Source organism: Levilactobacillus tongjiangensis, assembly GCF_003946345.1.
In the GTDB taxonomy this organism is placed as follows: domain Bacteria; phylum Bacillota; class Bacilli; order Lactobacillales; family Lactobacillaceae; genus Levilactobacillus; species Levilactobacillus tongjiangensis.
Map to the genome: position 1 here is coordinate 77,004 of NZ_RHNY01000004.1, position 23,163 is coordinate 100,166.

Annotated in this window: 16 protein-coding genes and 2 pseudogenes; 10 read left to right on the top strand and 8 right to left on the bottom strand. The window is 47.9% G+C overall.

The features are described 5' to 3' along the window. Positions 1–30: 30 nt before the first annotated feature. The gene (locus EKM75_RS03150) at positions 31–2,490 is read left to right on the top strand and encodes a phosphoketolase family protein (RefSeq protein ID WP_125684325.1); all 2,460 of its coding nucleotides are present in this window, start codon (positions 31–33) and stop codon (positions 2,488–2,490) included. A gap of 218 nt (positions 2,491–2,708) precedes the next feature. Further along, the gene (locus EKM75_RS03155; RefSeq protein ID WP_225426640.1) at positions 2,709–3,656 is read left to right on the top strand and encodes a helix-turn-helix transcriptional regulator; all 948 of its coding nucleotides are present in this window, start codon (positions 2,709–2,711) and stop codon (positions 3,654–3,656) included. A gap of 153 nt (positions 3,657–3,809) precedes the next feature. On the opposite strand, the gene EKM75_RS03160 is transcribed toward EKM75_RS03155, so the two are convergent. The 4 genes and pseudogenes from EKM75_RS03160 to EKM75_RS03175 form a co-directional block, all read right to left on the bottom strand. Beyond that, positions 3,810–5,063 (bottom strand): ABC transporter substrate-binding protein, encoded by a 1,254-nt coding sequence (locus EKM75_RS03160; RefSeq protein ID WP_225426641.1) that lies wholly within the window; start codon positions 5,061–5,063, stop codon positions 3,810–3,812. 5 nt (positions 5,064–5,068) lie between these two features. Beyond that, complete coding sequence (locus EKM75_RS03165; protein ID WP_225426651.1) at positions 5,069–5,890, bottom strand: carbohydrate ABC transporter permease; 822 nt, start codon at positions 5,888–5,890, stop codon at positions 5,069–5,071. A gap of 2 nt (positions 5,891–5,892) precedes the next feature. After that, positions 5,893–6,798: a carbohydrate ABC transporter permease gene (locus EKM75_RS03170; RefSeq protein ID WP_125692210.1), complete on the bottom strand. Its 906-nt coding sequence runs from the start codon at positions 6,796–6,798 to the stop codon at positions 5,893–5,895. After that, positions 6,791–7,834 (bottom strand): annotated as a pseudogene (locus tag EKM75_RS03175) (ABC transporter ATP-binding protein). The gene EKM75_RS03170 and the pseudogene EKM75_RS03175 overlap by 8 nt, the downstream one beginning before the upstream one ends. Positions 7,835–8,171: 337 nt before the next feature. Between EKM75_RS03175 and EKM75_RS12695 the strand changes: the two are divergent. Then, positions 8,172–8,348, top strand: coding sequence for a hypothetical protein (locus EKM75_RS12695; RefSeq protein WP_164508715.1), 177 nt, complete (start codon positions 8,172–8,174; stop codon positions 8,346–8,348). Between the two features lie 659 nt (positions 8,349–9,007). Here the strand turns inward: EKM75_RS12695 and EKM75_RS03180 are convergent. After that, positions 9,008–10,660 (bottom strand): peptide ABC transporter substrate-binding protein, encoded by a 1,653-nt coding sequence (locus EKM75_RS03180; protein ID WP_225426643.1) that lies wholly within the window; start codon positions 10,658–10,660, stop codon positions 9,008–9,010. A 635-nt stretch (positions 10,661–11,295) separates the two neighbouring features. On the opposite strand from EKM75_RS03180, the gene EKM75_RS03185 reads away from it, so the two are divergent. Both EKM75_RS03185 and asnS read left to right on the top strand, forming a co-directional pair. Beyond that, the gene (locus EKM75_RS03185) at positions 11,296–12,426 is read left to right on the top strand and encodes a GGDEF domain-containing protein (protein WP_125692053.1); all 1,131 of its coding nucleotides are present in this window, start codon (positions 11,296–11,298) and stop codon (positions 12,424–12,426) included. 959 nt (positions 12,427–13,385) lie between these two features. Further along, complete coding sequence (gene asnS / locus EKM75_RS03190; RefSeq protein WP_125692055.1) at positions 13,386–14,777, top strand: asparagine--tRNA ligase; 1,392 nt, start codon at positions 13,386–13,388, stop codon at positions 14,775–14,777. Positions 14,778–15,451: 674 nt separating this feature from the next. Here asnS and EKM75_RS03195 read toward each other — a convergent pair. Further along, the gene (locus EKM75_RS03195) at positions 15,452–15,898 is read right to left on the bottom strand and encodes an Rrf2 family transcriptional regulator (protein ID WP_125692057.1); all 447 of its coding nucleotides are present in this window, start codon (positions 15,896–15,898) and stop codon (positions 15,452–15,454) included. Positions 15,899–16,084: 186 nt separating this feature from the next. On the opposite strand from EKM75_RS03195, the gene EKM75_RS03200 reads away from it, so the two are divergent. The 3 genes and pseudogenes from EKM75_RS03200 (at position 16,085) to EKM75_RS03210 (ending at position 18,715) form a co-directional block, all read left to right on the top strand. Then, positions 16,085–16,660, top strand: a complete 576-nt coding sequence (locus EKM75_RS03200; protein ID WP_125692059.1) for an NADPH-dependent F420 reductase — start codon at positions 16,085–16,087, stop codon at positions 16,658–16,660. A 150-nt stretch (positions 16,661–16,810) separates the two neighbouring features. Next, positions 16,811–17,104: a type II toxin-antitoxin system RelB/DinJ family antitoxin gene (locus EKM75_RS03205; RefSeq protein ID WP_125684296.1), complete on the top strand. Its 294-nt coding sequence runs from the start codon at positions 16,811–16,813 to the stop codon at positions 17,102–17,104. A gap of 356 nt (positions 17,105–17,460) precedes the next feature. Further along, positions 17,461–18,715 (top strand): annotated as a pseudogene (locus EKM75_RS03210) (RNA-guided endonuclease InsQ/TnpB family protein). 416 nt (positions 18,716–19,131) lie between these two features. On the opposite strand, the gene EKM75_RS03215 reads toward EKM75_RS03210, so the two are convergent. Beyond that, on the bottom strand, positions 19,132–20,172 hold the full coding sequence (locus tag EKM75_RS03215) for a zinc-binding dehydrogenase (RefSeq protein ID WP_125684292.1): 1,041 nt from the start codon (positions 20,170–20,172) through the stop codon (positions 19,132–19,134). A 176-nt stretch (positions 20,173–20,348) separates the two neighbouring features. Beyond that, the gene (locus tag EKM75_RS03220; RefSeq protein WP_125692061.1) at positions 20,349–21,224 is read right to left on the bottom strand and encodes a LysR family transcriptional regulator; all 876 of its coding nucleotides are present in this window, start codon (positions 21,222–21,224) and stop codon (positions 20,349–20,351) included. A gap of 118 nt (positions 21,225–21,342) precedes the next feature. On the opposite strand from EKM75_RS03220, the gene EKM75_RS03225 reads away from it, so the two are divergent. After that, the gene (locus tag EKM75_RS03225) at positions 21,343–22,209 is read left to right on the top strand and encodes an aldo/keto reductase (RefSeq protein ID WP_125692215.1); all 867 of its coding nucleotides are present in this window, start codon (positions 21,343–21,345) and stop codon (positions 22,207–22,209) included. A gap of 58 nt (positions 22,210–22,267) precedes the next feature. Further along, entirely contained in the window at positions 22,268–23,083 is an 816-nt protein-coding gene (locus EKM75_RS03230; RefSeq protein WP_125692063.1) for an aldo/keto reductase, read from the top strand. Positions 23,084–23,163: the final 80 nt, after the last annotated feature.

The window sequence follows — 23,163 nt, forward strand, 5'->3', positions numbered from 1 at the left end:
GTTTACCTAAGACGAAGGAGTGTAAAATTCATGGCAGTAGATTACGATTCCAAGTCATACTTGGAAAAGGTTGACGCCTGGTGGCGTGCTACAACTTATCTTTCCGGTGGGATGATCTTTTTAAAGAGCAACCCATTGTTCTCAGTTACCAACACACCAATCCAAAAAGAGGACGTTAAGGTTAAGCCTATCGGGCACTGGGGTACTATCTCAGGCCAAACGTTCCTGTACGCACATGCTAACCGTTTGATCAACAAGTACGGTTTGAACATGTTCTATATCGGTGGCCCTGGTCACGGTGGCCAAGTTATGGTTACCAACTCTTACTTGGACGGTACGTACACTGATGACTATCCTGAAATTACTCAGGACCTTGAAGGTATGTCACGCTTGTACAAGCGGTTCTCATTCCCAGGTGGGATTGGTTCTCATATGACTGCCCAAACGCCAGGTTCACTCCACGAAGGTGGGGAACTTGGTTACTCACTCTCACATGCTACTGGTGCCGTTTTAGACAACCCAGACCAAATTGCATTTACTGTAGTTGGTGATGGGGAAGTTGAAACTGGTCCTGCTATGACTGCATGGAACTCCATCAAGTTCTTGAACCCTAAGAATGATGGTGCCGTATTACCAATCCTCGATGTAAACGGCTTTAAGATTTCCAACCCAACGTTATTCTCTCGGATGAGCGACGACAAGATCGCTAAGTTCTTCGAAGGTTTGGGCTGGTCTCCTCGTTTCCTTGAAAACGAAGATATCCATGACTACATGACTTACCATGAAAAAGCTGCTAAATTGTTTGACCAAGCTATTGCTGACATCAAGCAAATCCAAAAAGACGCCCGCGAAAACGGCAAGTACGAAGATGGGACTATCCCAGCTTGGCCAGTTGTTATCGCTCGCTTGCCTAAGGGTTGGGGCGGTCCTAAGCACAACCCAGCCGGCGAACCAATCGAAGGTTCATTCCGTGCTCACCAAGTTCCACTTGGTTTAAGCCAAAACAACTTCGATGAATTACAAGAATTTGAAGACTGGATGAACTCATACAAGCCAGCTGAATTATTCAACACTGATGGTTCATTGAAGGCAGAAGTCGCTGATTTCGCCCCTAAGGGTGACAAGCGGATGGCTGCTAACCCAGTTACGAACGGTGGTCGTCACCGTGGCGAAAAGGCTGACATGCTGGACTTGCCTAACTGGAAAGACTTCGCTAACAAGATCGATGCATCTAACCGTGGGACTAACCTGCCAGATGCTAACCAAAACATGGACATGAACGTTCTGTCACACTTCTTTGCTGGCGTTGCCACTAAGAACCCATCATCATTCCGGATCTTCGGACCTGATGAAACGATGTCCAACCGTCTTTGGGAAATGTTCAAGATTACGAACCGTCAATGGATGAGTAAGGTCAAGGAACCAAATGACCAATACGAAGCTCCAGAAGGCCGTATCTTGGATGCACAATTGTCAGAACACCAAGCTGAAGGTTGGCTTGAAGGTTACACCTTAACTGGTCGTACCGGTGTGTTCACGTCTTACGAATCATTCTTGCGGGTTGTCGACTCAATGACGACGCAACACTTCAAGTGGATCCGTCAGGCTGCTGCCGAAGACTGGCGTAACGATTACCCATCTCTGAACTTGGTTTCTACTTCCACTGTGTTCCAACAAGACCACAACGGTTACACCCACCAAGATCCAGGTATGCTGACCCACTTGGCTGAAAAGAAGTCTGACTTCATTCGCCAATACCTGCCAGCCGATGGGAACACGTTGTTAGCTGTCTTTGACCGTGCCTTCAAGGACCGTCAAAAGGTTAACCACATCGTTGCTTCTAAGCAACCTCGTCAACAATGGTTCTCTGTTGATGAAGCAGAAGAATTGGCTACTGAAGGTATCAAGGTTATCGACTGGGCTTCCACTGTTGCTGAAGGTGAAGATGCTGATATCGTCTTTGCTTCCGCCGGTGTTGAACCAACCATCGAAACTTTGGCTACTGTAGACCTGATCAACGACGCCTTCCCATCTGTTAAGATGCGTTACGTCAACGTTGTTGAATTGGAACGTCTGCAAAAGAAGAACGGGCCATTGAACGCCGAACGTGCTTTATCTGATGACAAGTTCAGTTCATTATTCGGTCAATCCGGTACGCCAGTACTCTTTGGTTTCCATGGGTACGAAGACTTAATCGAATCAATGTTCTACGAACGTCAACACTTAGGCTTGAGCGTACATGGTTACCGTGAAGATGGTGATATCACGACTGCTTACGACATGCGTGTATACTCCGAATTAGACCGGTTCCACCAAGCCAAAGATGCTGTTAACATCTTGATCAACAAGGGTGCTATTGACGAAGCTGCCGGTAAGGCCTTCGACAAGAAGATGGATGACATCTTAGCTAAGCACTTTAAGGTTACCCGTGACGAAGGTCATGATATTGAAGAATTTACGAAGTGGCAATGGACGCCATTGAAGAAGTAATTTCTTTCAATGAACCTAAATTTTAACTAGTGTGTTAACTGCCAATCGGTGGTTAGGATACGGGGACGCGCAATTCTTAAGTGAATTGCGCGTCTTTTTTGTAGTAGATAATTGTTAAATGCAGGTGACGGTTTACTTTTTCTGTGTGACGACCCATAATTGGGTTATCTATGATAATTAAGGGCTGTTCATAAGGTCTATGGTAGGAGGCGAAGCGTATGCAAAGTAATCAGCGAATAGCAGAGTTGTTGGTTCGCTTGATGGTTGGTGAGACCTTGAAACAGGGAGAGCTTGAGTCGCGTTATGGGGTTAGTCGGCGAACTAGCCAGCGAGACTTGGCATACATTCGTCGGGCACTATCGGAGTACGCTGCTGGTGACTTAGTTGAGGATCAGGGGACGTATCGGTTGTCGCGGCAAAGTGAATCGACGGATTCTGCAATGGTTTTAACGGCTAGTAACATTCTGTTAGGTTCGCGAGCGCTGAATCAACCGGAACTGACAGCGACTTTGTCCTACCTGAGTTCGAATCTTTCGCCTGAGATGCAGCTGGCAGTGCGTCAACAGTTAAAACTCTCTCGGGGAAGTTATGTGCCACTATCTCGGGCTAAACCACTGCTCCATCGGTTGCGGGAAGTGACCACCAGTATCGCTCAGAACCAAAAGATGGTCTTTTCCTATCGGAGTAGCCGCCTAGAAGAGATGACTGCCCAGATTCATCACGCGCAGCCAGTAGCGTTGTTTTTTGAGACCTTTTATTTTTACGTGGCCATGTATAGCGAAGAACACCATGGTTACTGGTTGTACCGGCTCGACCGTATCGAAGATATTTTGGAAAAGCTGCCTGGAGAAAAACTGGATTATGACGAACGGTTTTCGTTGCAGGAACATCGGCATTACACGTACTTACTAGATTCCGGGTCGATGACGCAGGTGCGGTTTATCTATCGGAACTACATTCAGACGGTGCTGGACCATTTTCCCGATTCACGGGTTATCAAAACAAATGCGGACGGCAGCCACGTGGTGGAAGCCTACATTAAGGTAGACGGGGCGATGCTATGGCTCATGAGTCAGGGAGCGGGTCTCCAGGTTCTGTCGCCCCCATCGTTGGTCAAACGAATGCGTGACGCACTGGCCGCTGCTTATCGGCAATATGATGAGTGAATTTAGATTAGCCAATCGACCTTCTTTTGCTGACGTAGGTTGCAGTCACATCTTATAATTAATAGAACCACAGTCGTTTTGGCTGAAATAAAATTGGTAAAAAAAGATAGTCCCAGAAATCATACCTGATTTCCGGAACTATCTTTTTAGTGATCATTGATCAGCAAGCATGGTTTTTACTTGCTGCTGCAGCTTAGCCAATCCTTTTTCTGGTGTCGTTTCGCCACTACTCAACTGACTGAGCATCTGGTTCACGTCAGCCTGATATTGGGTGTACCCGACGAGGGTGGGGTCCATGAAACCGTCAGGTAGTGATTGGGCTGCTGCCTTTGATAAGGGGTGTTGGCGTAAATATTTTTGGTAATTTTGACTCTTTAGCGCGGTCGTCGTTAGTGGGAGGTAACCGGTGGCCTTGGCCCACTTCAACGTTTGCTTCTTGGCTAGTAAGAACTGCATGAAGGCCGCCGCACCTTTACGTTGCTCCTTAGAAGCTGATTTGAAGAGAACTAAATCGTTACCGGCAATGGCGGGGCGCCGCTTACCTTGATAACTCGGCTGTGGTGCCGTTCCCCAGTGCAGTCCTTTAGGTGTGCTGGTCTGCATGATACCTAGCGCAGCGGACGAGCCACTGTAGAAGAGGGTCTTGCCCTTGAGAAAACTGACGTTACCGAAGCCGTCTGCACCGGCCGTCGTCGCGGTCTTGGCCTGTAACATGTCGTAGATGACGTGGGTGGCCCCGACAATTTCCGGACTGGTAAGTTGCGGTCGTCGTTGATACAACGGCGTACCAGCTGCCTGAGCAAGTGAATCGACCTCGGATGAAAGGCTTTGATCTAAGGCCAGTCCGGTCAATCCCTGGGTACGAACTTTCTTGCCAGCTTTGGCTACGGCCGCCCATGTCTTGGGCACCTGGATATTATGCTGCTTGAGAAGGTCGCGGTTATAGTAGAGCACCCGAATTGATTTGGAGAAGGGGAGTGCGTAGGTCTTGCCCTGGTACTGAGTTGCCGCTTTGAAGTTAGGGGCAATTTTACCCACGGTTTGTTTGGCGAGGTACGGGTCCAGTGGCGTCACAAAACCGCCGCGTACATAGTTAGGAACGTTGGTATAGGTGGTCTGGGCCATCGTTGGTAGGGTATGTGACTTAGCCGCAGCCGTAATCTTTTGCTGGACGTTGGCGAAATCTCCCTGAGAATTTCCCACGACTTTATAAGTGGACTGGGAGTGGTTGAAGTCTTTGATCATTTGGTTGAGTGTCTGTTCACTGGCGCCACTAGTACCGTGCCAAAAGGTCACCGTCACTCGTTGCTGAGCGATGGGTTTGGCTTGGTGCTGCGTACAAGCGCTGAGTGTGCCTAACAGTAGGAGCGTACCCAGGCTAAGACTGAGACGAAAAAAACGTTTCATTGGATTCATCCTTTCAAATGGGTTGTGGAAATCCCCATGACTAGGTACTTTTGGAGACCTAAGTAGAGAATTAATAATGGCAAAATGACGCAGACCGTAGCCGCCATCAAGAGGGGATAGTTGGCACCCTCTGCGGTGGTGAAGGTAATCAAGCCAATCGGCAAGGTTCGTAGCTTGTCGCTGTTGGTGACGATGAGGGGCCACATGAAGGCATTCCAGGAGGCAATCACCTGCAGGAGGGCCACTGCGGTGATGATGGGCCGGGTCGTTGGAACTAAGACGTGCCACAGGTATTGCCAATCGCTGGCACCATCGAGATGCGCTGCAATGTAGAGGGTGGCCGGTTGGGCACGAAAGGCTTGGTGGAGGGCCACCACCATGAAGACGCTGGCCAGCCACGGAACGATGAGTGCCGCGTAGGTGTCCACCCAGTGGAATTGGGCCAGCGTGACGAAGTTGGGAATCAAGAGTAGTTCTCCGGGTACCAGCATGAGTGCAATCAATAGGCCAAATAAGGTCCGACGACCATAGAATTGGAGATACGTGAAGGCAAAGGCAGCTAAAATGCTAGTGATGAGTTGGCCGACCGTGGTAGCGGCAGTCACCAGTAAGGAGTTGAGGCAGTACCGGGCAAACGGCGCCGCCTGCCAAACGTGCCAATAATTCAGCCACTGTAGTGATTTCGGCAGCCAAGTCGTTGGAATCGTCAGGGTCGTGGCGGCTGGCTGAAGGCTGGTGACGAACATCCAGGCAAACGGCAGGAGTATTAGAACCGCCCCCAGTGTTAGGAAGAAGGTGCGAGTAAGCACTGCAAGATAATGTCGCATCATTAACGACCCCCTAACTGGCGGCGACGGTGGCGATAATAGCCGTAGGTCAGGAGGGTTAGACTTCCGACCAGGACGAATAGGACGACCCCACTAGCAGCAGCTAAGGTAAATTGATTTTCCACGTAAAATTTTTGATACAGGTAATACATCAGCGTGAGGTCGGCGTTGCTGGGTCCGGCCGTACCGTGGAAGAGTGCGTAAACCTGATCGAACACCTTAAAGTTAGTGATGCTCGTGTTGACGACAATCAGGACCGTGATGGGCAAGAGTAACGGCCCAGTCACGTTAGTAAATCGTTGCCAAGGACTTGCACCATCGAGCGTGGCAATCACGGCGTATCGTTGATCGATGTGGTTGAGGCCGGCCAGGAATAGGATGATGTTGACGCCCAAGCCTTGCCAAACGCAGACGACCATCAGGGCGGCTAACGCGTAGTGGGGGTCATTTAACCAGTCAATGGCGTTGATCCCGAAGTAACCTAAAAACCGGTTGAGGAGGCCACCATCCAACCGAAACAACCAATTCCAGACCAGGCCGATGGCTACCGTGGAAGTGACAAACGGCAGAAAGTAAATGGTCCGGAAGAAGCCCGCCAAGTGGCGTGAGTGGTTGATTCCGAGGGCAATCAGCAGGGAGAGTAGAACCGTGATGGGCATGACGATGAGCACTAACAGGAGCGTATTTCGACAGGCGAGTTGAAAGGTGGGATCATGCCAGAGTGTGACAAAGTTTCCCCAGCCAATCGCGCCAACCTGGTTGGTGTAATAGTTATAGTGGGTGTAGCTACTTATTAGGAACGCATGAATTAAGGGCCAAACGGCAAAGATTCCCGTAATGATGAGGAAGGGTGTCAGGTAGAGTAAAGCTTTGAGGGTCGATTTAACACTGGGTTTGGCGTTAAGCATGAGCATCACCCGACCAAAGGCACCCGCCAGTGCGGTTAAATAGATGACAGCCTTGTGGTACAACGGTTAGGGCGACCTGAGTTGCAGTCGTGGGGGCGATGGCGGTACTGACGAAATCGCCGATTAGATTATGTAGGTGTGTTTGGGTGTCACGCCCCAGCTGGACCTATTGGGTAATTTCAGCCGCAAAGGTCGCTATGTCAGGCGTGGTTGGCAGGATTGCCTCACTCCGGACCCCGAGGGTGGTTGCCTGTTCGAGTATGGTGGCTGGTAGCAAGGCGCGTAACTTTGTCGGTAACGTTGCGACTGGTAACAGGTTGATTGGGGGGTGACCGATAAATGCGGCGACGGTCTGGTTATGTGGGTGCCGGTATAGTTCGGCGCTGGTACCAACTTGTTGGAGCTGACCATTTGCGAGAATCATGATGTGGTCGGCAATTTGGAGGGCGTCCTCCTGATCATGGGTCACCAGCAAAGTCGTGACGCCAGTCTGCTGTTGGATGTGTCGAATGACAGTACGGAGCTCTTCACGCAAGGCTGTATCTAGGCTGGCCAGAGGCTCGTCTAGTAGCAGGAGGTTGGGTTGTTTAGCGAGTGCCCGGGCGATGGCGACTCGTTGCTGTTGTCCACCGGAAAGGTTACGGGGAAACTTGTCGAGTTGATCGGTCACTTGCACTAGTTCTGCCAAGTCCGTAGCCCGTTGATAGCGGTTGCGTTTCTTGACGTGGGCCATTTTCAAGGGAAACGCGATGTTATCTCGCACGGTGAGGTGGGGGTACAGCGCGTAATCCTGGAAGACCATGCCAATGTTACGCTGCCGACTATCCTGTGAGGTGACGTCGGCCTGATCAAACAAAATTTGACCAGCTGCCGGCGTCAGTAGCCCGGCAAACAGATTTAGAATCGTGGTTTTGCCGCTCCCACTAGGACCCAGTAGCGCGACTAACTCACCGTCGGGGATGGTTGCTGAAAAATGGTCTAGGATGGCGGGATGGTGGTCATAGGCTAATGTGATGTTTTGAAGGGCAACCTGCATGGTGGCGCCTCCTTTCGTTAAAAAGCACAATATTTTGGCGACGTATTGCGTCGAATGACTAGGAAATCACGTACCAGTAACTGTTTGAATGGTAATGATTTTACTCAGTATAGATATCTCTCATTATAGCTGATTCAAAATTATTGTGGTACAAATTATTTTTATACGATATTATTCGTTCTTGTGAAAATATTCTGACTTAAAGCGCCTTGCTATGACGGTAAGTTACTGCTAGAAGCCTTGATATAACAATACTTGTAAGACGTTTCATTTCGTCCGCTGGTTGTTTTCTGCTAGAGTTAGCTGTGAATCAGACAGAGATGGGGGAACAGATGAAATGGCAAAAGAGGGGAAGCGCCACAGTATTTTCGGCGACGTTATCGCCATTGTGGGGTTGGGGGTCATTGCGTATGGGTTTCAATTCTCAACGGTAGTAGCGTCGTTGGTGGCGCTAGTTGGGTTTAGTTTTACCGTTTTCAGTCAGGATATTGGCCGCATGATTTTTCGCAGGTAGTAGTAAACTAGATTAAATCTAAAGGTTGAAAGTTCGAAAACCGTTATCAAGCCAAAAATAGTAAGACGCTATAGACTTGGAATTAGTCTCACCAGCCACCGGAGACGTTCAGAGATTCCGCCTACTGTGGGGAACGCCTCCGGCCTGAAAAGCGGTCCTTCGGCTCGGTTTGAAGCCTGGAAAACCCACCAGTCTTCAAACACGTCCCACGCTGTAAGCCGAAAATCGGCTAACACCGTCGACACAGCTGGCTCCACCTCTGACCGCCTCCGGTTAAACGGGTTCTTGGAAACTAGGCTAGTTTAAACGCCTGAGTGACAGCACTTAATCAATATTATTGGTGCTTCACTAGGAGAAAGGTAAGGCGACAATTTCCCACGACTGACTAAACCCTAATATCCAATCCTTGTTGTATCAGACATAGTAGGTGTTTCAGTACTTTCAACCTTTAGTTAAGTTAAATAGATAAGTAAACCGGCTAAGCCCTAAGGACTTAGCCGGTTTTGAGTTAGTTGGGCTTGAAGTGGATTTTTACCGGATACAAGTATTTTAGTTAAGACTGCGTGGGTTTTGTAGCTTCAAGTCGAGTCGACAGTTCAATTCTCAGGCTGGAGCGTCCTCACGGCAGGTTGCCATCATGACTGCCACAACGCAATCAGTTATTTCGTCATATACATGTACTTGTAGATCCACTGGGCGCCCACGGAGTTGTGCACCATCCCGTGCAGTTTCGTGTCCTTCAAGTAGTAGTTATAGTTTTGATACAGTGGCGTTTCAGCCTGGTCATCGGCCAGGAGTTTTTCAGCTTGGAGTAGCTTATTCCACCGTCCCGTGGCGCTCAAATTGTCGGTCGTGGAGTCATTGATCAGTTTATCATACTGCTTGTTCTTCCAGCCACCGTAGTTTTGGGGATTGCTGCTGAGCATCGGCTTCAAAAACTCGATGGGGTCCGCGATGTCTGCACCACGGCCCCCAATATAGGCGTCATATTGGCCGTTGGTGCTCCGTTGATAGGCAATCTGGTCTGGTACCGTCTGTAACGAAATGGTGAGCCCAGAGAGCTGTTTTTCGGCGGATGCTTTGACCAGTTCGGCTAACTTGCTGGAGGCATCGTCCGTGGACGTCAATAGGGAGAACTTCAACGTCTTCACGTTAAGCTGGGCGAGTCCCTTCTTCCAGTAAGTCTTGGCTATGCTCGGATTGTGAGTCACACTCTCACCAGCATCTTGGAGTTTCCCAAAGTCTTCATTCTTGGCGTTGTAACTCAGGTAATTTGTGACCATTCCAGTTGGTTGTAGGGCGGAACCGCTGAAGAGGTCCTTGACGATTTGTTTACGGTCTAGCGTCAGGGAGATGGCCTTACGGATGTTGACGTTGTTGAAGGCCCGTTTGAGCGTAGCGTCCTTTGAATTTTGGTTGTATAGAATGTAGTTCATGTACGAGTAAGGACCGGCAAACAGCCGTTTATCACCCTTGAAGTTCTTGTACTGATTACTAGACAGGATGGTAAAGTCTAGCTTTTTAGCTTGGTAGAGGTTCAGACTCGTTTGGGGAATTGGTTCGTAGAACAGGTTGATTTTAGTCAGCTTGACCTGGTCCTTGTCCCAGTATTTATCATTTTTAACGAATGTCCAGTTCTTGCTTTCGGGCTCCCACTTACTCATTTTGAAGGGACCGGAATAAACGACCTTATCGGGTGCCGTGCCGTAAGCTTTGCCGTATTTATCCACGAGCTTTTTGTCCTGTGGTGAGAAGGCCTGGTAGGTCATCAGTTTGTCAAAATAAGCGATGGGGTGGTCCAGGGTGATGACCAACGTTTGCGCATCCTTGGCGACGGCCCCCAGCTTACTAGCGGGCAGCTTGCCAGCGTTGATGGCCATGGCATTCTTGATGCCTTTAAATATGTACGGGAACATCGACTTGGTGGCTGGTTTGAGTGAGCGCTGCCACGAGTAGACAAAACTTTGGGCGTTGATCGGATCACCGTTACTAAATGTGGCGCCCTTGCGAATCGTAAAAGTGTAGGTTTTGCCATCCTTGGACACGGTGTGTTTGGTGGCTAACGCGGCAACCACTTTATGGTGTTTATCCACGGTCAGCAAGGTATCAAACAAATTCCCGGTTTGGTAGAACCCGCGGGACTTGGAAATATCTAACGTGGAGACTGAAAAATTCGATGATAAATTGGTTGTGCGCACCAAATCTTGATGAGATGCGTCGGACTTTTTACCACAGGCAGCGAGTGTCAACATCAGTGTTGCGGAAGTGGCCACCACAGCCAACCGGCGCAAGCGAGACGATACTTGAGACATAAGAGAACCTCCTAATATAAGCTATTAACCACGTACCGCGGGCAGTCGTCACAATTGGCGATGCTGTCCAAGGTACAACCAAAGATAGTATAGCAGGGTTTGACTAAGTTAAGCAACTGTAAACTATCTCTAACCAATACAATTAATATTATAATATTAATTTAACGATTCTCAGAAAGTGGGTTACAAATGGCCGTTGCATTTCGTTAGTATTAGTGAGGAGGGGCTTTGCCTTAAGTGCTAACGGGTAAACTGCCCCCCTCAATTAGCAAACGGGAAGTTGTCAGCCAGTTCAGGATACGGGTAAACTAGTCATTGGCGGGAAGGTGAGCCGCCTACATGGACGCAACCGGAACTGAGCTAATTGATTGAACATTGCTAGGATGGGGACGAATGCCTACGGTTACCCGGCTGTTGGTTGGGAAAAATGAGGACGGATGATAACAGTTAACGCCCCTTAAATCACGTCACACGCACCGGTTTCTGATAGTGGTATTGGGGAATTAAAAGGACTATATTGCTTAGTAGACTGCGGAATGGTGGCGTTTTTTGACGTTGTCTTTGGCAGATTGGCCGGATATTCATGATACAGACGATACCCGGTCAACACCCTAATGGATGAAGAAGGTTTCGGCATGACATGGTCACACTGGCAAGTCCCACCGTTTGAGACGAGCGTGTTCTTCGTATTAGGCGTGCTCACGCTCTATTGGGTCTCTTATAATTGGCTGGCAACCTGGCTTCACAACCGGCGTAGCAAGCTAAGCGACGACGTTATCAATACCTGGTACGGCGTCATCTACATGCTGGTTTTTGTATTTAGCATTCAAACGCTAGTCATCGGCAGTCAGGATGCCTGGCAGTTTATGAATTTTCAACTGATTGCGATTATCTTCTGTGCGTATTTTCTAAATATTCACGTCTCGTACTATTTCTTTTTCCCGATTGTTTTGATCTACATGGCCTTTAATGGCTCATTGGGCTACTGGCAGTCGTGGGGGCACGCCATAACGTTGATGGTCTTTTTCTGGATACTCAATGATATTCGGGTCAGATGCCATGGCCGTCACAGTGTCTTTGCGGTGTACATGCTGGTTGGGATGTCCTTTGGCGGCTTACTGTGGTTGTGGATGAAATTTAAATTTGCGTTTACCTGGACCACGTTCTGGCAGGAATGGATCTACCTGGTGATTTTCGAGGCTTTATTGTTTGTTTACGTTTCGATGCTGTTCCATGATAGCGAAATAAAGGTGCGACTGGCCAAATTTGCCAGTCACGATGCGCTCACTCAAACGGAAAACTTTGCAGCGTACACCAGTGCGATTGAGAATTTATTTGCGGAGAGTCGTAAGCAAGAACAACCGCTGACTATGATGATGTTTGATATCGATCATTTTAAACAAATCAATGACACCTATGGGCATTCAGTCGGCGATCAAGTGCTGCGAGAAGTATCATCGGTGGTGCAGACCGTGATTGCGGCCAATGACGACCAGATTTCTTTCTACCGGACCGGTGGAGAGGAGTTTAACCTACTCTTCCCAAGCTATGACTTAGATGCGGCGGCCTCGGTGGTTCATCAGATTTTTGCGGCGGTGAACCACGTGACGATTGAGACGGACACGGACCAAATTCACGTCACGATTTCTGTCGGTGTGGCGGTTGCCAATGCGGATGATCGTTCCCCAATGGACTTTTACAACCGGGTCGACAAGAACCTTTACCACTCTAAACGTCACGGGCGGATGCTGATTACGATGGATTAATTGGTGTGTTTATCGCCTGTCTCGACTAATATGTTCAGAGCACAAAAAGGGTGTGGGACTTTTGTCTCACACCCTTTCTAACACTAGGTTCGTGTGCGTGAAGTAATTGGGATACCGCTTGGTTAGGGGCCAGCAGCAGTGGTACCTCAGGACGTAGCATACGACTTCTCACGAGGCGTCGCATGACGGCTTGTCTGAAGACCGTCTGATAAATTTTCAGAATGGCTGAATGACGGGCCTGTTGGCAGTGGCAACGTAGGATTCTCTTCCGTCTTAGCGGTCGCTGGATATTGAAAGGCGGTGCCGGTACAATTGCGTTTATATCTGGCAATCTCTCGGCTTTCACGGTGGAACCAATCCGTTGTCAATTAGCAAAAGTATATGCCACGACTAACGCCTGCAGCGGGTGTCGTGCAAAATACAATCAGAGCCGGAGGAGGTCAGAGATGGAGCCAGCCGTGAAAGTGGTGTCTGCTGGGGATCTTCCAGCTTACAGCACGGGCGACTTTGAAGACACGGGGGATTCGTGGCTTCAAATCGAGCGAGAAGCCCGACCAAGCTAACAGTAAAATATTAGACTGATGCAAACAAGTTAACTGTCAGTTGTAAGTTAGCCCCATTTGTGATAATCTGACAACAGTTGCATAGAAATAAAAACGAATGAAACGGTCAGCGCCGGATTGGGTACGGGTGTTCAGCGAGCTAAGGATAGTGTCAGCTTAGCCACCCGCCAATCGAGGAGAACTCCGTTTCTGTTGTGGGCTGAAACCTTAGAGAGTAGGCCTCACCGTCCCCCGTCACGTTAACGACGGTACGTATATTAGTACGTTTATTAAAGTTGGTTTTGCATTAAAAACAATTTGGGTGGTACCGCGGAAAGATCTTTCGTCCCTATTTAGAGGGATGATAGATCTTTTTTTGTGTCATCATCGGGATTTTCACCATAAAGGAGAGTAATCATGGCAGAAGTTTTAGTAAAAGATTTATTTAGCGACCAGCATTTTGCTGAAGATGAAGAAATTGTTTTACACGGTTGGGTTAAGACCGTTCGGGGCTCCAAGCGAGTTGGATTCATTGAATTGAGCGATGGTTCAAGCATGAAGCACGCACAAATCGTGATGCGTAGTGACTTGGAAAACTACGCCGAAATGACGAAGCTGCCTTTGAGCTCCACGATTAAGGTTGTGGGGACGGTTGTTTACACGCCAGATGCTAAACAACCATTGGAAGTTCACGCTTCCAAAATTGTGTTGGAAGGGGCTTCTGACAACGACTACCCCTTACAAAAGAAGAAGCACACGTATGAATACCTGCGGACCATGGCTCACTTACGGCCACGGACGGACACGTTCTACGCAGTCTTCCGTATCCGGTCATTGGCTGCCTTTGCCATTCACCAATACTTACAAGAACACGGATTTACCTACGTGAACACGCCAATCATCACGAGTAGTGATAGTGAAGGTGCCGGCGAAATGTTCCGGGTGACCACGTTGGACATGAACAACTTGCCTAAGACCGAGGACGGTAAAGTTGACGACAGCAAGGACTTCTTTAAGGCAGAAACGAACTTGACAGTGAGTGGTCAACTCCAGGTTGAAGCCTTTGCTCTGTCCTTACGAGACGTTTATACGTTCGGTCCTACTTTCCGGGCAGAAGATTCTCATACCGCGCGGCACGCCTCAGAATTCTGGATGATTGAACCAGAAATGGCCTTTGCTGATTTACACGACAGCATGAAGGTTTCTGAAGAGTTATTGAAGTCCGTGGTATCCTACCTCTTGAAGCACGCCAAGGATGAATTGCAGTTCTTGAACGACAACGTTGACGACGACTTGCTGGACCGGTTACACCAAACCATCAGTGAAAAGTTTGCGGAAATTACTTATACGCAAGCCATTGAAGAGTTGGAAAAGGCCCCAGTTAAGTTTGACGTGCCCGTTAAATGGGGGATTGATTTACAATCTGAACACGAACGTTACCTGTGTGAACAGGTTTACGGTCGCCCAACCTTCTTGACCGATTACCCACGTGATATCAAGGCCTTCTACATGCGTGACAACGATGACGGCAAGACCGTTGCCGCTGCTGACATGCTGGTTCCTCGTATCGGTGAATTGGTTGGTGGGAGTCAACGTGAAGAACGGGTCGCTCAATTGGAACAAAAGATCAAGGACTTCAACCTGCCACCAAAGGAATACGAATGGTACTCAGAACTCCGGAAGTACGGCGAAACGCCACACTCTGGTTTCGGTATCGGTTTCGAACGGTTACTGATGTACGTCACCGGGATGGAAAACATCCGCGACGTGATCCCTTACCCACGTACACCGGGTAACGCTGAATTCTAAGGTGATTATTTAATTGCAAAAATGGCCTCCGAGATAGTTTATCTCGGAGGCCATTTTTTGTGCTGGTAATTAAGTTTGATTTAACAACTAAAGGTTGAAAATTCGAAAACCGTTATCAAACCAAGAATAGTTAGTCGTTATAGACTTAAAATTAGTCTTGTCCAGTCACCTGCGGCGGTCAGAGATTCCGCCTGCTGTGGGGAACGCCTGCGGCCTGGAAAGCGGTCCTTCGGCTCGGTTTGAAGCCTGGAAAAACACCAGTCTCCAAACACGTCCCACGCTGTAAGCCGAGAATCGGCTAACACCGTCGACACAGCTGGCTCCACCTCTGACCGCCTCCGGCTAAACGGGTTCTAAGCTATCTTAAATACCTGAATGATCGCACTTGCTCAATATTATTGGGGCGCGCCACTAGGTAGCCGAGAGTGAGCCAAATTTGGACTCAGCCGTGGGATTTTCAAGTGGTTTTCTTGAAAATGGCGACTTGAAGACGTGCTTTGCGGCTTCAAGTGAGGGGCAAGACCGCCCTTTGGCTTGTCCCGTCCTTCCTGTCGCGTTCCAGTCCAAATTTGGCGAACGGTAAGGCGTCAATTTTCCACTATGTCTGACTAAACCCCCAAACCCAATCCTTGTTGTATCAGGTATGCTTTCAACCTTTAGTCAACACTGAAAAATCAGCCGAACTGGACGTCGTCTGACGTTAACCGCTGCATCAGTGTCACATCGTTTAGGATGTCTTGCAAGGTGATCTTAGCCATTTTGGCTTCTGCTGCGGCCTGAATCTCCTGATAGTAGTGGCTCAAGACCTTGGGGACCGTTTGGCCGACTGGACAGCTTTGAGACGTATGTGTGTCCACGTTCAGTAGGGGTGCTTGACCAGGTAGCGTCGCGTAGATGTCACGCAGGGTGATCTCAGCCGGGTCGTGCGCCAGTGCAAGCTGGGTGGGACCGTGAGTGGGGGCCAACAACTGGTGGTGTTTTAAATTAGCCATGATTTTACGAATCAGGCTAGGAGATGTTTCGAGACTGCTCGCGATTTCTTGACTGGTCATCTTTTTGCCTTTGAAATAGGCGATGTAGACCAGTACGTGGATGGTATCGCTGAACTGGGTATTTGCCATATGGAGGCTCCTTCCTGTTAAGATTATGTATTATATTCTATAACAGTTTCGTTTAAAAATCAGGTAAAACGCCTAACTAATTTATTTATTATGCTAATAGATTGACATTTTAAAGAAAAGCAGTTATCCTTAAAACTGTACTTAAAAAGAATACAAAATTTAAAAACTTATCAGGGGGTCTGCATTATGTCAGCAATCACAATTTTTGGTAAAGGTAACATGGGTCAATCAATTGGTGACGTCTTCAAGCAAGGCGGGAATCAGGTTAGTTTTATTGATTCTGCCGATCCCGTAGAAAACTTAGGATCAATCGTTGTTTTGGCCGTTCCTTACAACGCTGCATTAAGCATTGCCAAGGCGAACCAGGCGGCATTAGCAGGGAAAATCGTTATCGATATTACGAACCCACTGAACTTTGAAACTTGGGACGAATTAGTTGTTCCAGCTGATAGCTCAGCTGCTGCCCAAATCGCTGCTTTATTACCAGATTCCAAGGTTATCAAGGGCTTCAACACGACCTTTGCGGCAACCTTACAGAGTCGCAAGGTCGGTGACCAAGCACAAACGACAGTTATGGCTGCCGGTGACGACGCTGATGCTAAGCAAGCATTTGCCGATGCATTGACTGACAGTGGTGTGGCTTTCGTTGATGCCGGTTCCTTGAAGCGGGCGCGTGAACTTGAAAGCTTTGGTTTCTTACAAATGACTTTAGCAGCCGGCGAAAAGATTGGCTGGACTGGTGGCTTCGGCGTTTTAAAGTAAACCAAACAGCATAATAGAAGACTATAAATGAGGGACTCAAGCAGCGGTGAACGATGCTTGGGTCCCTTTTCGGGGTTTGAGGCGATAAGCAAATTTCGTTTGAAATGAGTAAAACATGAGTATATTAGGAGTAGAAAAGGAGGGAGCATAATGCAAACAAAGTCGCATGATAAGAAGCGGGTACAAGTAAATATTGATAGAGATTTAGTGAATCAGGCAGAACAAATATTTACTGATATTGGGTTAAACACCACTGCGGCAGTCACAGCCTTCTACAAACAGGTCGTGGCTACTGAGGGACTTCCTTTTCAATTAACACGAATAACACCCCAAGAACAACTAGAGAAAGTGATTAAAAAAGAAATTGATTCTGGAAATGTTAAGCAATTAAAATCACCGGCTGAGATTTCACAGTGGTTAGCAGGTGATGATGAAGCCAAATGAGATTGTAACAATATACGTTGCGTATGCACAGGTTAATGGTGGAAAACGGCGTCCGGTATTAATTGTTGGTGTGTATCCAAAAACTTTTTTGTTATATCGGATGACAACAAAATATATCGACAAGTCTCGCAGAATCCAAGCACAATACTACCCTTTGAAGGATTGGCGTACTTCTGGTTTAATATAAATTAGGCAGAATTCCCTTGCTTTCAAGCAAGGGATGAATGCGACTATGCCTTTCGTTGATCAGCGAAGCTCATATGTTATCTTCATAAATATTATTGTAAGACGCTTTGCTATGGATACGATATACTCATATGGTACGCTTGTTATCAAGCAAAGGGAGGTGGCAGTTTATGGCGAAAACGATGGCCCAGTTACCTTATCATTATGGGGTTAAGGTTAGAGTCTTTCCTTCAACCGAACAAAAACGGCTAATCAAACGTAACAGTGATGCTAGTCGCTTCATTTATAACAAAATGAACGGGATGAACAATGATCTATTTTGGCTGAAGAAAGTTAAAACACCAATTGCGCTTGTTTTGAAGCGAATCACTGATCTGACTGAACGTCTGAAGAAGCCGTCAACTGCTATTTCCAATATTCATGGGTGGTTAAATCATCCGGATTTTGACAGTCTGATGAAAGCTAATGCTATCAAGAATTATAGGACTGCTTGGAAGCTATTCCGTCAGGTTCATCAGGCCGGGACGCCTAAATTTCATAAGCGTGGCTACACTCAGACTTATCAGACATCGTGTCTTTACAGTGCTAAAGTGATAGCCCCAACTATGGAGAATGGTAGTGTTAGACTAACTGACAACCGCCACCTACAACTACCCAAGCTAGGGCATCTCCGATTCAAGGGACTTCCACTAAAGATTTTAGAACGAGCTAATGATATTAGAATTGGGACGACAACAGTCTCGATGGACGCTGTGGGTCATTACTTTGTGTCCATGCAGATTGGGTCGGAACATCCATTTGCTGCCAAGCAACCAATTGTCAAATCTAAAGTCGGCATTGATTTGAATCTCGATAATTTTCTGACAGACTCCAATGGACAAGTAATTGAGAATCCCCGTTACTATCGAATGATTAAAGGAAAGCTGGCTAAGGCTCAACGGAAACTGTCACGGCGGGCCAGACGAGCTAAAAAGAGTCAACGACGGTTATCAGAATCAAAGAATTATCAAAGCCAACGGTTATTAGTGGCCAAATTGCAACTCAGAGTTACCAATCAACGTAAGAACTTTTTTGCACCACGTCTCTACGACCTTAATCAAAAACCACGATTTAGTCGTAGCTGAAGAACTGCGGAGTAAAAATATGTTGCGGAATCACGCTTTGGCAATGAGCATCTCGGACGTTGGTTGGCGAACTTTACTGAGCATGCTGTCCTACAAAGCTGATTGGTATGGCCGGAAATTTTTGACTGTGAATCCCCGGAATACAACGCAAACTTGTAGCCATTGTGGGCACATCATGACCGGTAAGAACAAGCTGACGTTGGCTGACCGTGAGTGGATGTGCCCTAGTTGCGGGACGTTACATGTTCGTGATTATAATGCAGCTAAGAATATTTTAGCTAAGGGGTTAGCAACTTTGTAATAAAAGAGTCTGTCTGGCAACCTGCGGATCTAAAAGGCTTTGGTAATTAGCGGATAAGTCCTATTCGTAGGTTAGCGCTGTATCTAAGCAAATTGTGGTCGCCATGCCAAAGGGTGCGGTTCTCACAAGCGTTCGTTTTTAAACGGGCGTGGTTGACAGAGTCAAACTTATATTGATATAGGGGTAATTTTAGAAGTAAAGCGAGAAGATATCGGGGCTCTTACATCAGTTGGCTGGTTAAGCGCGGAAGATCAGTTAGGCCTAGCTGAGTTTATTGGACAAAAGAATCGGTAATAATTTAGAAGATTAGTGCAATTACAAAGAGAGCTAACGTCAGAAAATGACGTTAGCTCTCTTTAAGAATTTTAGAATAAGTTTTAGTATGACTAGCGTTAACGTAGATTCCAGTTGGCTAGTTAGTCAACAACGACCAAGGACTTAATAGCTTCACGCTTAGTCATAGCTTGGTAAGCATCGTCGATGTCATCCAAGGCAAAGGACTTCGTGAAGACCTTACCAGGGTGAATGTCGCCATCCAGAACAGCCTTCAACAAGAGTTGCTTGTCGTAAGTCGTTACAGAAGCAGGGCCCCCAGCAATAATCTTGTTGGTGTAGAAGGATGGTGCCATGTCGATCTTAGGTTCATGAGGTAAACCAACCCGGCCCACGATAGCACCTGGACGAGCAACCTTCATGGCTGTGTCGTTAGACTGTTCCGTCCCGACACATTCCAAGACAGCGTCAGCGCCGGAGTTGTTGGTTAATGCCATAACTTTGGCAACGGCTTCGTCACCCCGTTCAGCAACAACGTCGGTGGCGCCAAATTCCATAGCTAATTTTTGACGATCTTCGTGACGGCTCATGGCAATGATGCGCTTAGCACCACGCATTTGAGCGGAGATAACGCCACAGAGACCCACGGCACCGTCACCAACAACGACGACCGTGTCGCCAGTTTTAACGTTGGCAACGCGAGCGGCGTGGTAACCTGTAGCCATGACGTCGGCCAGGCTCAGCAAGGACTTCAGCATTTCATCGCTGTAGTCGGCTGGCTTACCAGGAATCTTAACCAGAGCCCATTCGCCGTGTTGGAAACGAATGTATTCGGATTGCACGTCACTACTGAAGTTGTCCGTGTGGTTTTGGCAAGCACCGTCAAAACCGGCACGGCAAGCGGCACAGTGGCCACAGCCGTGGGTGAATGGTGCAATGACAAAGTCACCGGGTTGAACGGTTGTGATGTCGGAACCGACTTCTTCAACGATTCCAATAGCTTCGTGACCGGAGTTTTCGGAGTTTTTAGCCTTGTCTTCTAAGCCGCGGTAAGCCCAGAGATCTGAGCCACACACACAGGTCCGTACAACGTGAATAATCACGTCATCAGGTGCCTGAATCTTAGGCATATCAGCATCAACGACTTTAACCTTACCTGGTTCTACAAATACAGTTGATTTCATCGTGTTACCTCCTAGATGTTTCTATCAGAATTTTAAGCGTTCACAAATTGTTTGTAAAGAATGTTTACTTTCGTGATGGTGCTTGGTCATCATGGATTAGCTTAACGGGAAATTACCGGCATGTCTAATGCTTATCACGTATCATTATCTATACTTAACGTGCATGGTACAGGTTGTTAGTCGGGCCACTTTGCCGTAACTTGGTCGATCAGGGGTTGGACGCGCTGTTTTTCTGACCGGAGAAAGTTAGCATAAATGGCTAGTTGTGCCTGGTCATCACTGATGGGAATCCGAACGCGGCTGTCATTCGCCGTGGCTGGCAATTCTTGGTTGGCCTCTAGCGGAATAATGTCAGAAATGTTGGTGCTGAAATACGGGAAGTCGGCGTATTTGGTAATCTCATCAAAGGCTTCTCGTTGTTCTTGGTAGAGAAACTTCGCGTGCGGAATGTCTCGTTGAATAACTTCACGCCACGGACCGATGTTGGTGAGAACTATGAAACTAAGGTCCCTTAGCTCTGCGAAGGTGATGGTCGTTTGGTTGGCTTGAAACATGAACTTGTTCAGGTTGACGGCCAGCCGTTCGTAACCAACTCGCTGAGAATTGAATGCTTCGCCGGTTAGCTGATGGTCGGAAAAAATTACTGTGTAATCGTGTTGGGTGAGCAGTTCGTCAATGGCAGTCGTCAGGAGCTGGTGATTAACTGTGACGTTGGTGGGCAAGGGCAAGTCATTCAGAATGTACAGGGGACCGGGCAACGTGGTGCCAATCTGCAGAGTTCGTTGATTTTGATCGAAGCTATGAATTCGCGCGACGGCTTGGTTCTGCGCTTGGAGCAGGGCAGTCGCTTCTCGGGCGGCCAATTCACCGGTGGGGGTCAGACTGAGCCGGTTGGGTTGGCGGTCAAATAAGTGGACGCCAAGGTCACTCTCCAATTTTTGCATGCCCCGCGTAACGGTGGGCTGGGTGACGTTTAGTTGTGCCGCGGTTTCGGCTAAGGTTCCGGTCTGGGCAAAGGTCACCAATTCTTCTAATAAGTAGTTTTCCAACATGGCAAGTCCCTCCTAGTATACGTCACTCGTATACTAGCATGTTTATCTAGTAATTTTCAACTGAGGCGTTTGCCAGTATAGTAGAGTCATTCAAGCCATGAAGGGATGGACGAGCGAAATGACTACTGTGCCAACAATTAAATTAAATAATGGAATTGAGATGCCACAATTAGGATTTGGTGTTTTCCAAGTGCCTGATTTAAAAGAATGTGAAGAAGCCGTCGTCAACGCCTTACAAGCCGGTTATCGACTACTAGATACCGCGACAGCCTATCAAAATGAAGAGGCAGTTGGCCGGGCAATCAAGAGGAGTGGTGTACCCCGTGATGAAATCTTCGTCACGTCAAAGCTGTGGGTTTCAGAATTCACTTACGAACGGGCTCAGCAGGGAATCAACGATTCCTTGAAGCGTTTAGGCTTGGACTATATGGACCTGTACCTGCTACACCAACCCTATGGCGACACGATGGGGGCTTGGCGTGCCTTAGAAGAAGCTCAACAAGCTGGCAAAATTCGGGCAATCGGGGTCTCTAACTTTTACGCCGATCAATTAAAAAATTTAGAACTGACGATGACGGTCAAACCGGCCGTCAATCAAATTGAAATCAATCCTTGGTACCAACAGCCTGAAGAGGTGCGGTTCAATCAGGGTGAAGACGTCCGGGTTGAAGCTTGGGCCCCCTTTGCCGAAGGGAAACACAATCTTTTCCAAAATGAAACGATTGCCCAAATTGCGCAAGCTCACGGCAAAGCAACGGGACAGGTTATTTTACGGTGGCTCTTGCAACGGGGAATCACAGTGATTCCTAAGTCAGTTCACAAGGAACGAATGATTGAGAATAGGAACGTTTTCGACTTTGAGTTGACGGCCACTGAAATGCAGACGATGCAGTCATTAGACAAGCAAGAGAGTCAGTTCTTCGATCACCGGGATCCCGTAACGATTGAACAAATTTTCGGATCAAGTTTAAAACAACTTAGCTAAGGAGAGATGATAATGACAAAGACACCAACAATTAAATGATGGAAATGAGATTCCCGCGATGGGGTTTGGCACTTATCAAATTCCCAGCGATGGGTCAACGTACCGGGCCGTACTGGAAGCTTTACAGGTAGGTTATCGACATATCGATACGGCCGTGGCCTACTTTAACGAAGCCGAGGTTGGCCGAGCAATCGCTGATAGCGGCATTCCCCGTGACCAGATTTGGGTAACGAGCAAGCTGTGGCTCCAAGATTTTGGCTACGAAGCGGCGAAGAAGGCCATTGACGTTTCGTTGAAGAAGCTTGGATTGGCTTACATGGATCTTTACCTGATTCACCAACCATATGGGGACGTTCCCGGTGCTTGGCGCGCGATGGCAGAGGCCCAACAGGCCGGTAAGATTCGCTCAATTGGGGCCTCGAACATGACGCCTAAGATTTGGCAGAAATTTGTGCCACAATTTGAGACGGTGCCGGCCGTTAACCAAGTTGAGTTTAACCCCTACTTCCAGCAACAACCGTTACGGCAATTGCTGGCTGAAAACGACGTGAAACTTGAAGCCTGGGCACCACTTGGTCAGGGAAATCAGTCACTGATCAATGATCCCGCAATCGTCGCCTTAGCGAAAAAGTACGGCAAGGATGCCGGTCAGATCATCTTGCGGTTTGAAAATCAACTCGGCGTTATCGTTTTTCCTAAGTCGGTCCACGCTGCTCGGATTAAGAGCAATTTGGCTATCTTCGACTTCGAACTGACGCCAGCTGAAATGACCACTCTAATTGGTCTCGACAAGGGAAAAGGGATGCATGATCCGGATGCTGATGGCGTTCAGGGAATGCTGTTGGCCGCTTTTGATGTTCACGCTGACGACTAGGGGATTAATGAATTGAATCTATTAGGTTAGAACGAGGGGGTCTGGGACAAAAGTTCCAGGCCCCCTTTTAGCTCTCACTT

Coding starts and splice junctions, on each gene's coding strand:
- EKM75_RS03150 (WP_125684325.1), top strand. CDS start 31: ATGGCAGTAGATTACGATTCCAAGTCATACTTGGAAAAGGTTGACGCC.
- EKM75_RS03155 (WP_225426640.1), top strand. CDS start 2,709: ATGCAAAGTAATCAGCGAATAGCAGAGTTGTTGGTTCGCTTGATGGTT.
- EKM75_RS03160 (WP_225426641.1), bottom strand. CDS start 5,063: ATGAAACGTTTTTTTCGTCTCAGTCTTAGCCTGGGTACGCTCCTACTG.
- EKM75_RS03165 (WP_225426651.1), bottom strand. CDS start 5,890: ATGCGACATTATCTTGCAGTGCTTACTCGCACCTTCTTCCTAACACTG.
- EKM75_RS03170 (WP_125692210.1), bottom strand. CDS start 6,798: ATGCTTAACGCCAAACCCAGTGTTAAATCGACCCTCAAAGCTTTACTC.
- EKM75_RS12695 (WP_164508715.1), top strand. CDS start 8,172: ATGGCAAAAGAGGGGAAGCGCCACAGTATTTTCGGCGACGTTATCGCC.
- EKM75_RS03180 (WP_225426643.1), bottom strand. CDS start 10,660: ATGTCTCAAGTATCGTCTCGCTTGCGCCGGTTGGCTGTGGTGGCCACT.
- EKM75_RS03185 (WP_125692053.1), top strand. CDS start 11,296: ATGACATGGTCACACTGGCAAGTCCCACCGTTTGAGACGAGCGTGTTC.
- asnS (WP_125692055.1), top strand. CDS start 13,386: ATGGCAGAAGTTTTAGTAAAAGATTTATTTAGCGACCAGCATTTTGCT.
- EKM75_RS03195 (WP_125692057.1), bottom strand. CDS start 15,898: ATGGCAAATACCCAGTTCAGCGATACCATCCACGTACTGGTCTACATC.
- EKM75_RS03200 (WP_125692059.1), top strand. CDS start 16,085: ATGTCAGCAATCACAATTTTTGGTAAAGGTAACATGGGTCAATCAATT.
- EKM75_RS03205 (WP_125684296.1), top strand. CDS start 16,811: ATGCAAACAAAGTCGCATGATAAGAAGCGGGTACAAGTAAATATTGAT.
- EKM75_RS03215 (WP_125684292.1), bottom strand. CDS start 20,172: ATGAAATCAACTGTATTTGTAGAACCAGGTAAGGTTAAAGTCGTTGAT.
- EKM75_RS03220 (WP_125692061.1), bottom strand. CDS start 21,224: ATGTTGGAAAACTACTTATTAGAAGAATTGGTGACCTTTGCCCAGACC.
- EKM75_RS03225 (WP_125692215.1), top strand. CDS start 21,343: ATGACTACTGTGCCAACAATTAAATTAAATAATGGAATTGAGATGCCA.
- EKM75_RS03230 (WP_125692063.1), top strand. CDS start 22,268: ATGGGGTTTGGCACTTATCAAATTCCCAGCGATGGGTCAACGTACCGG.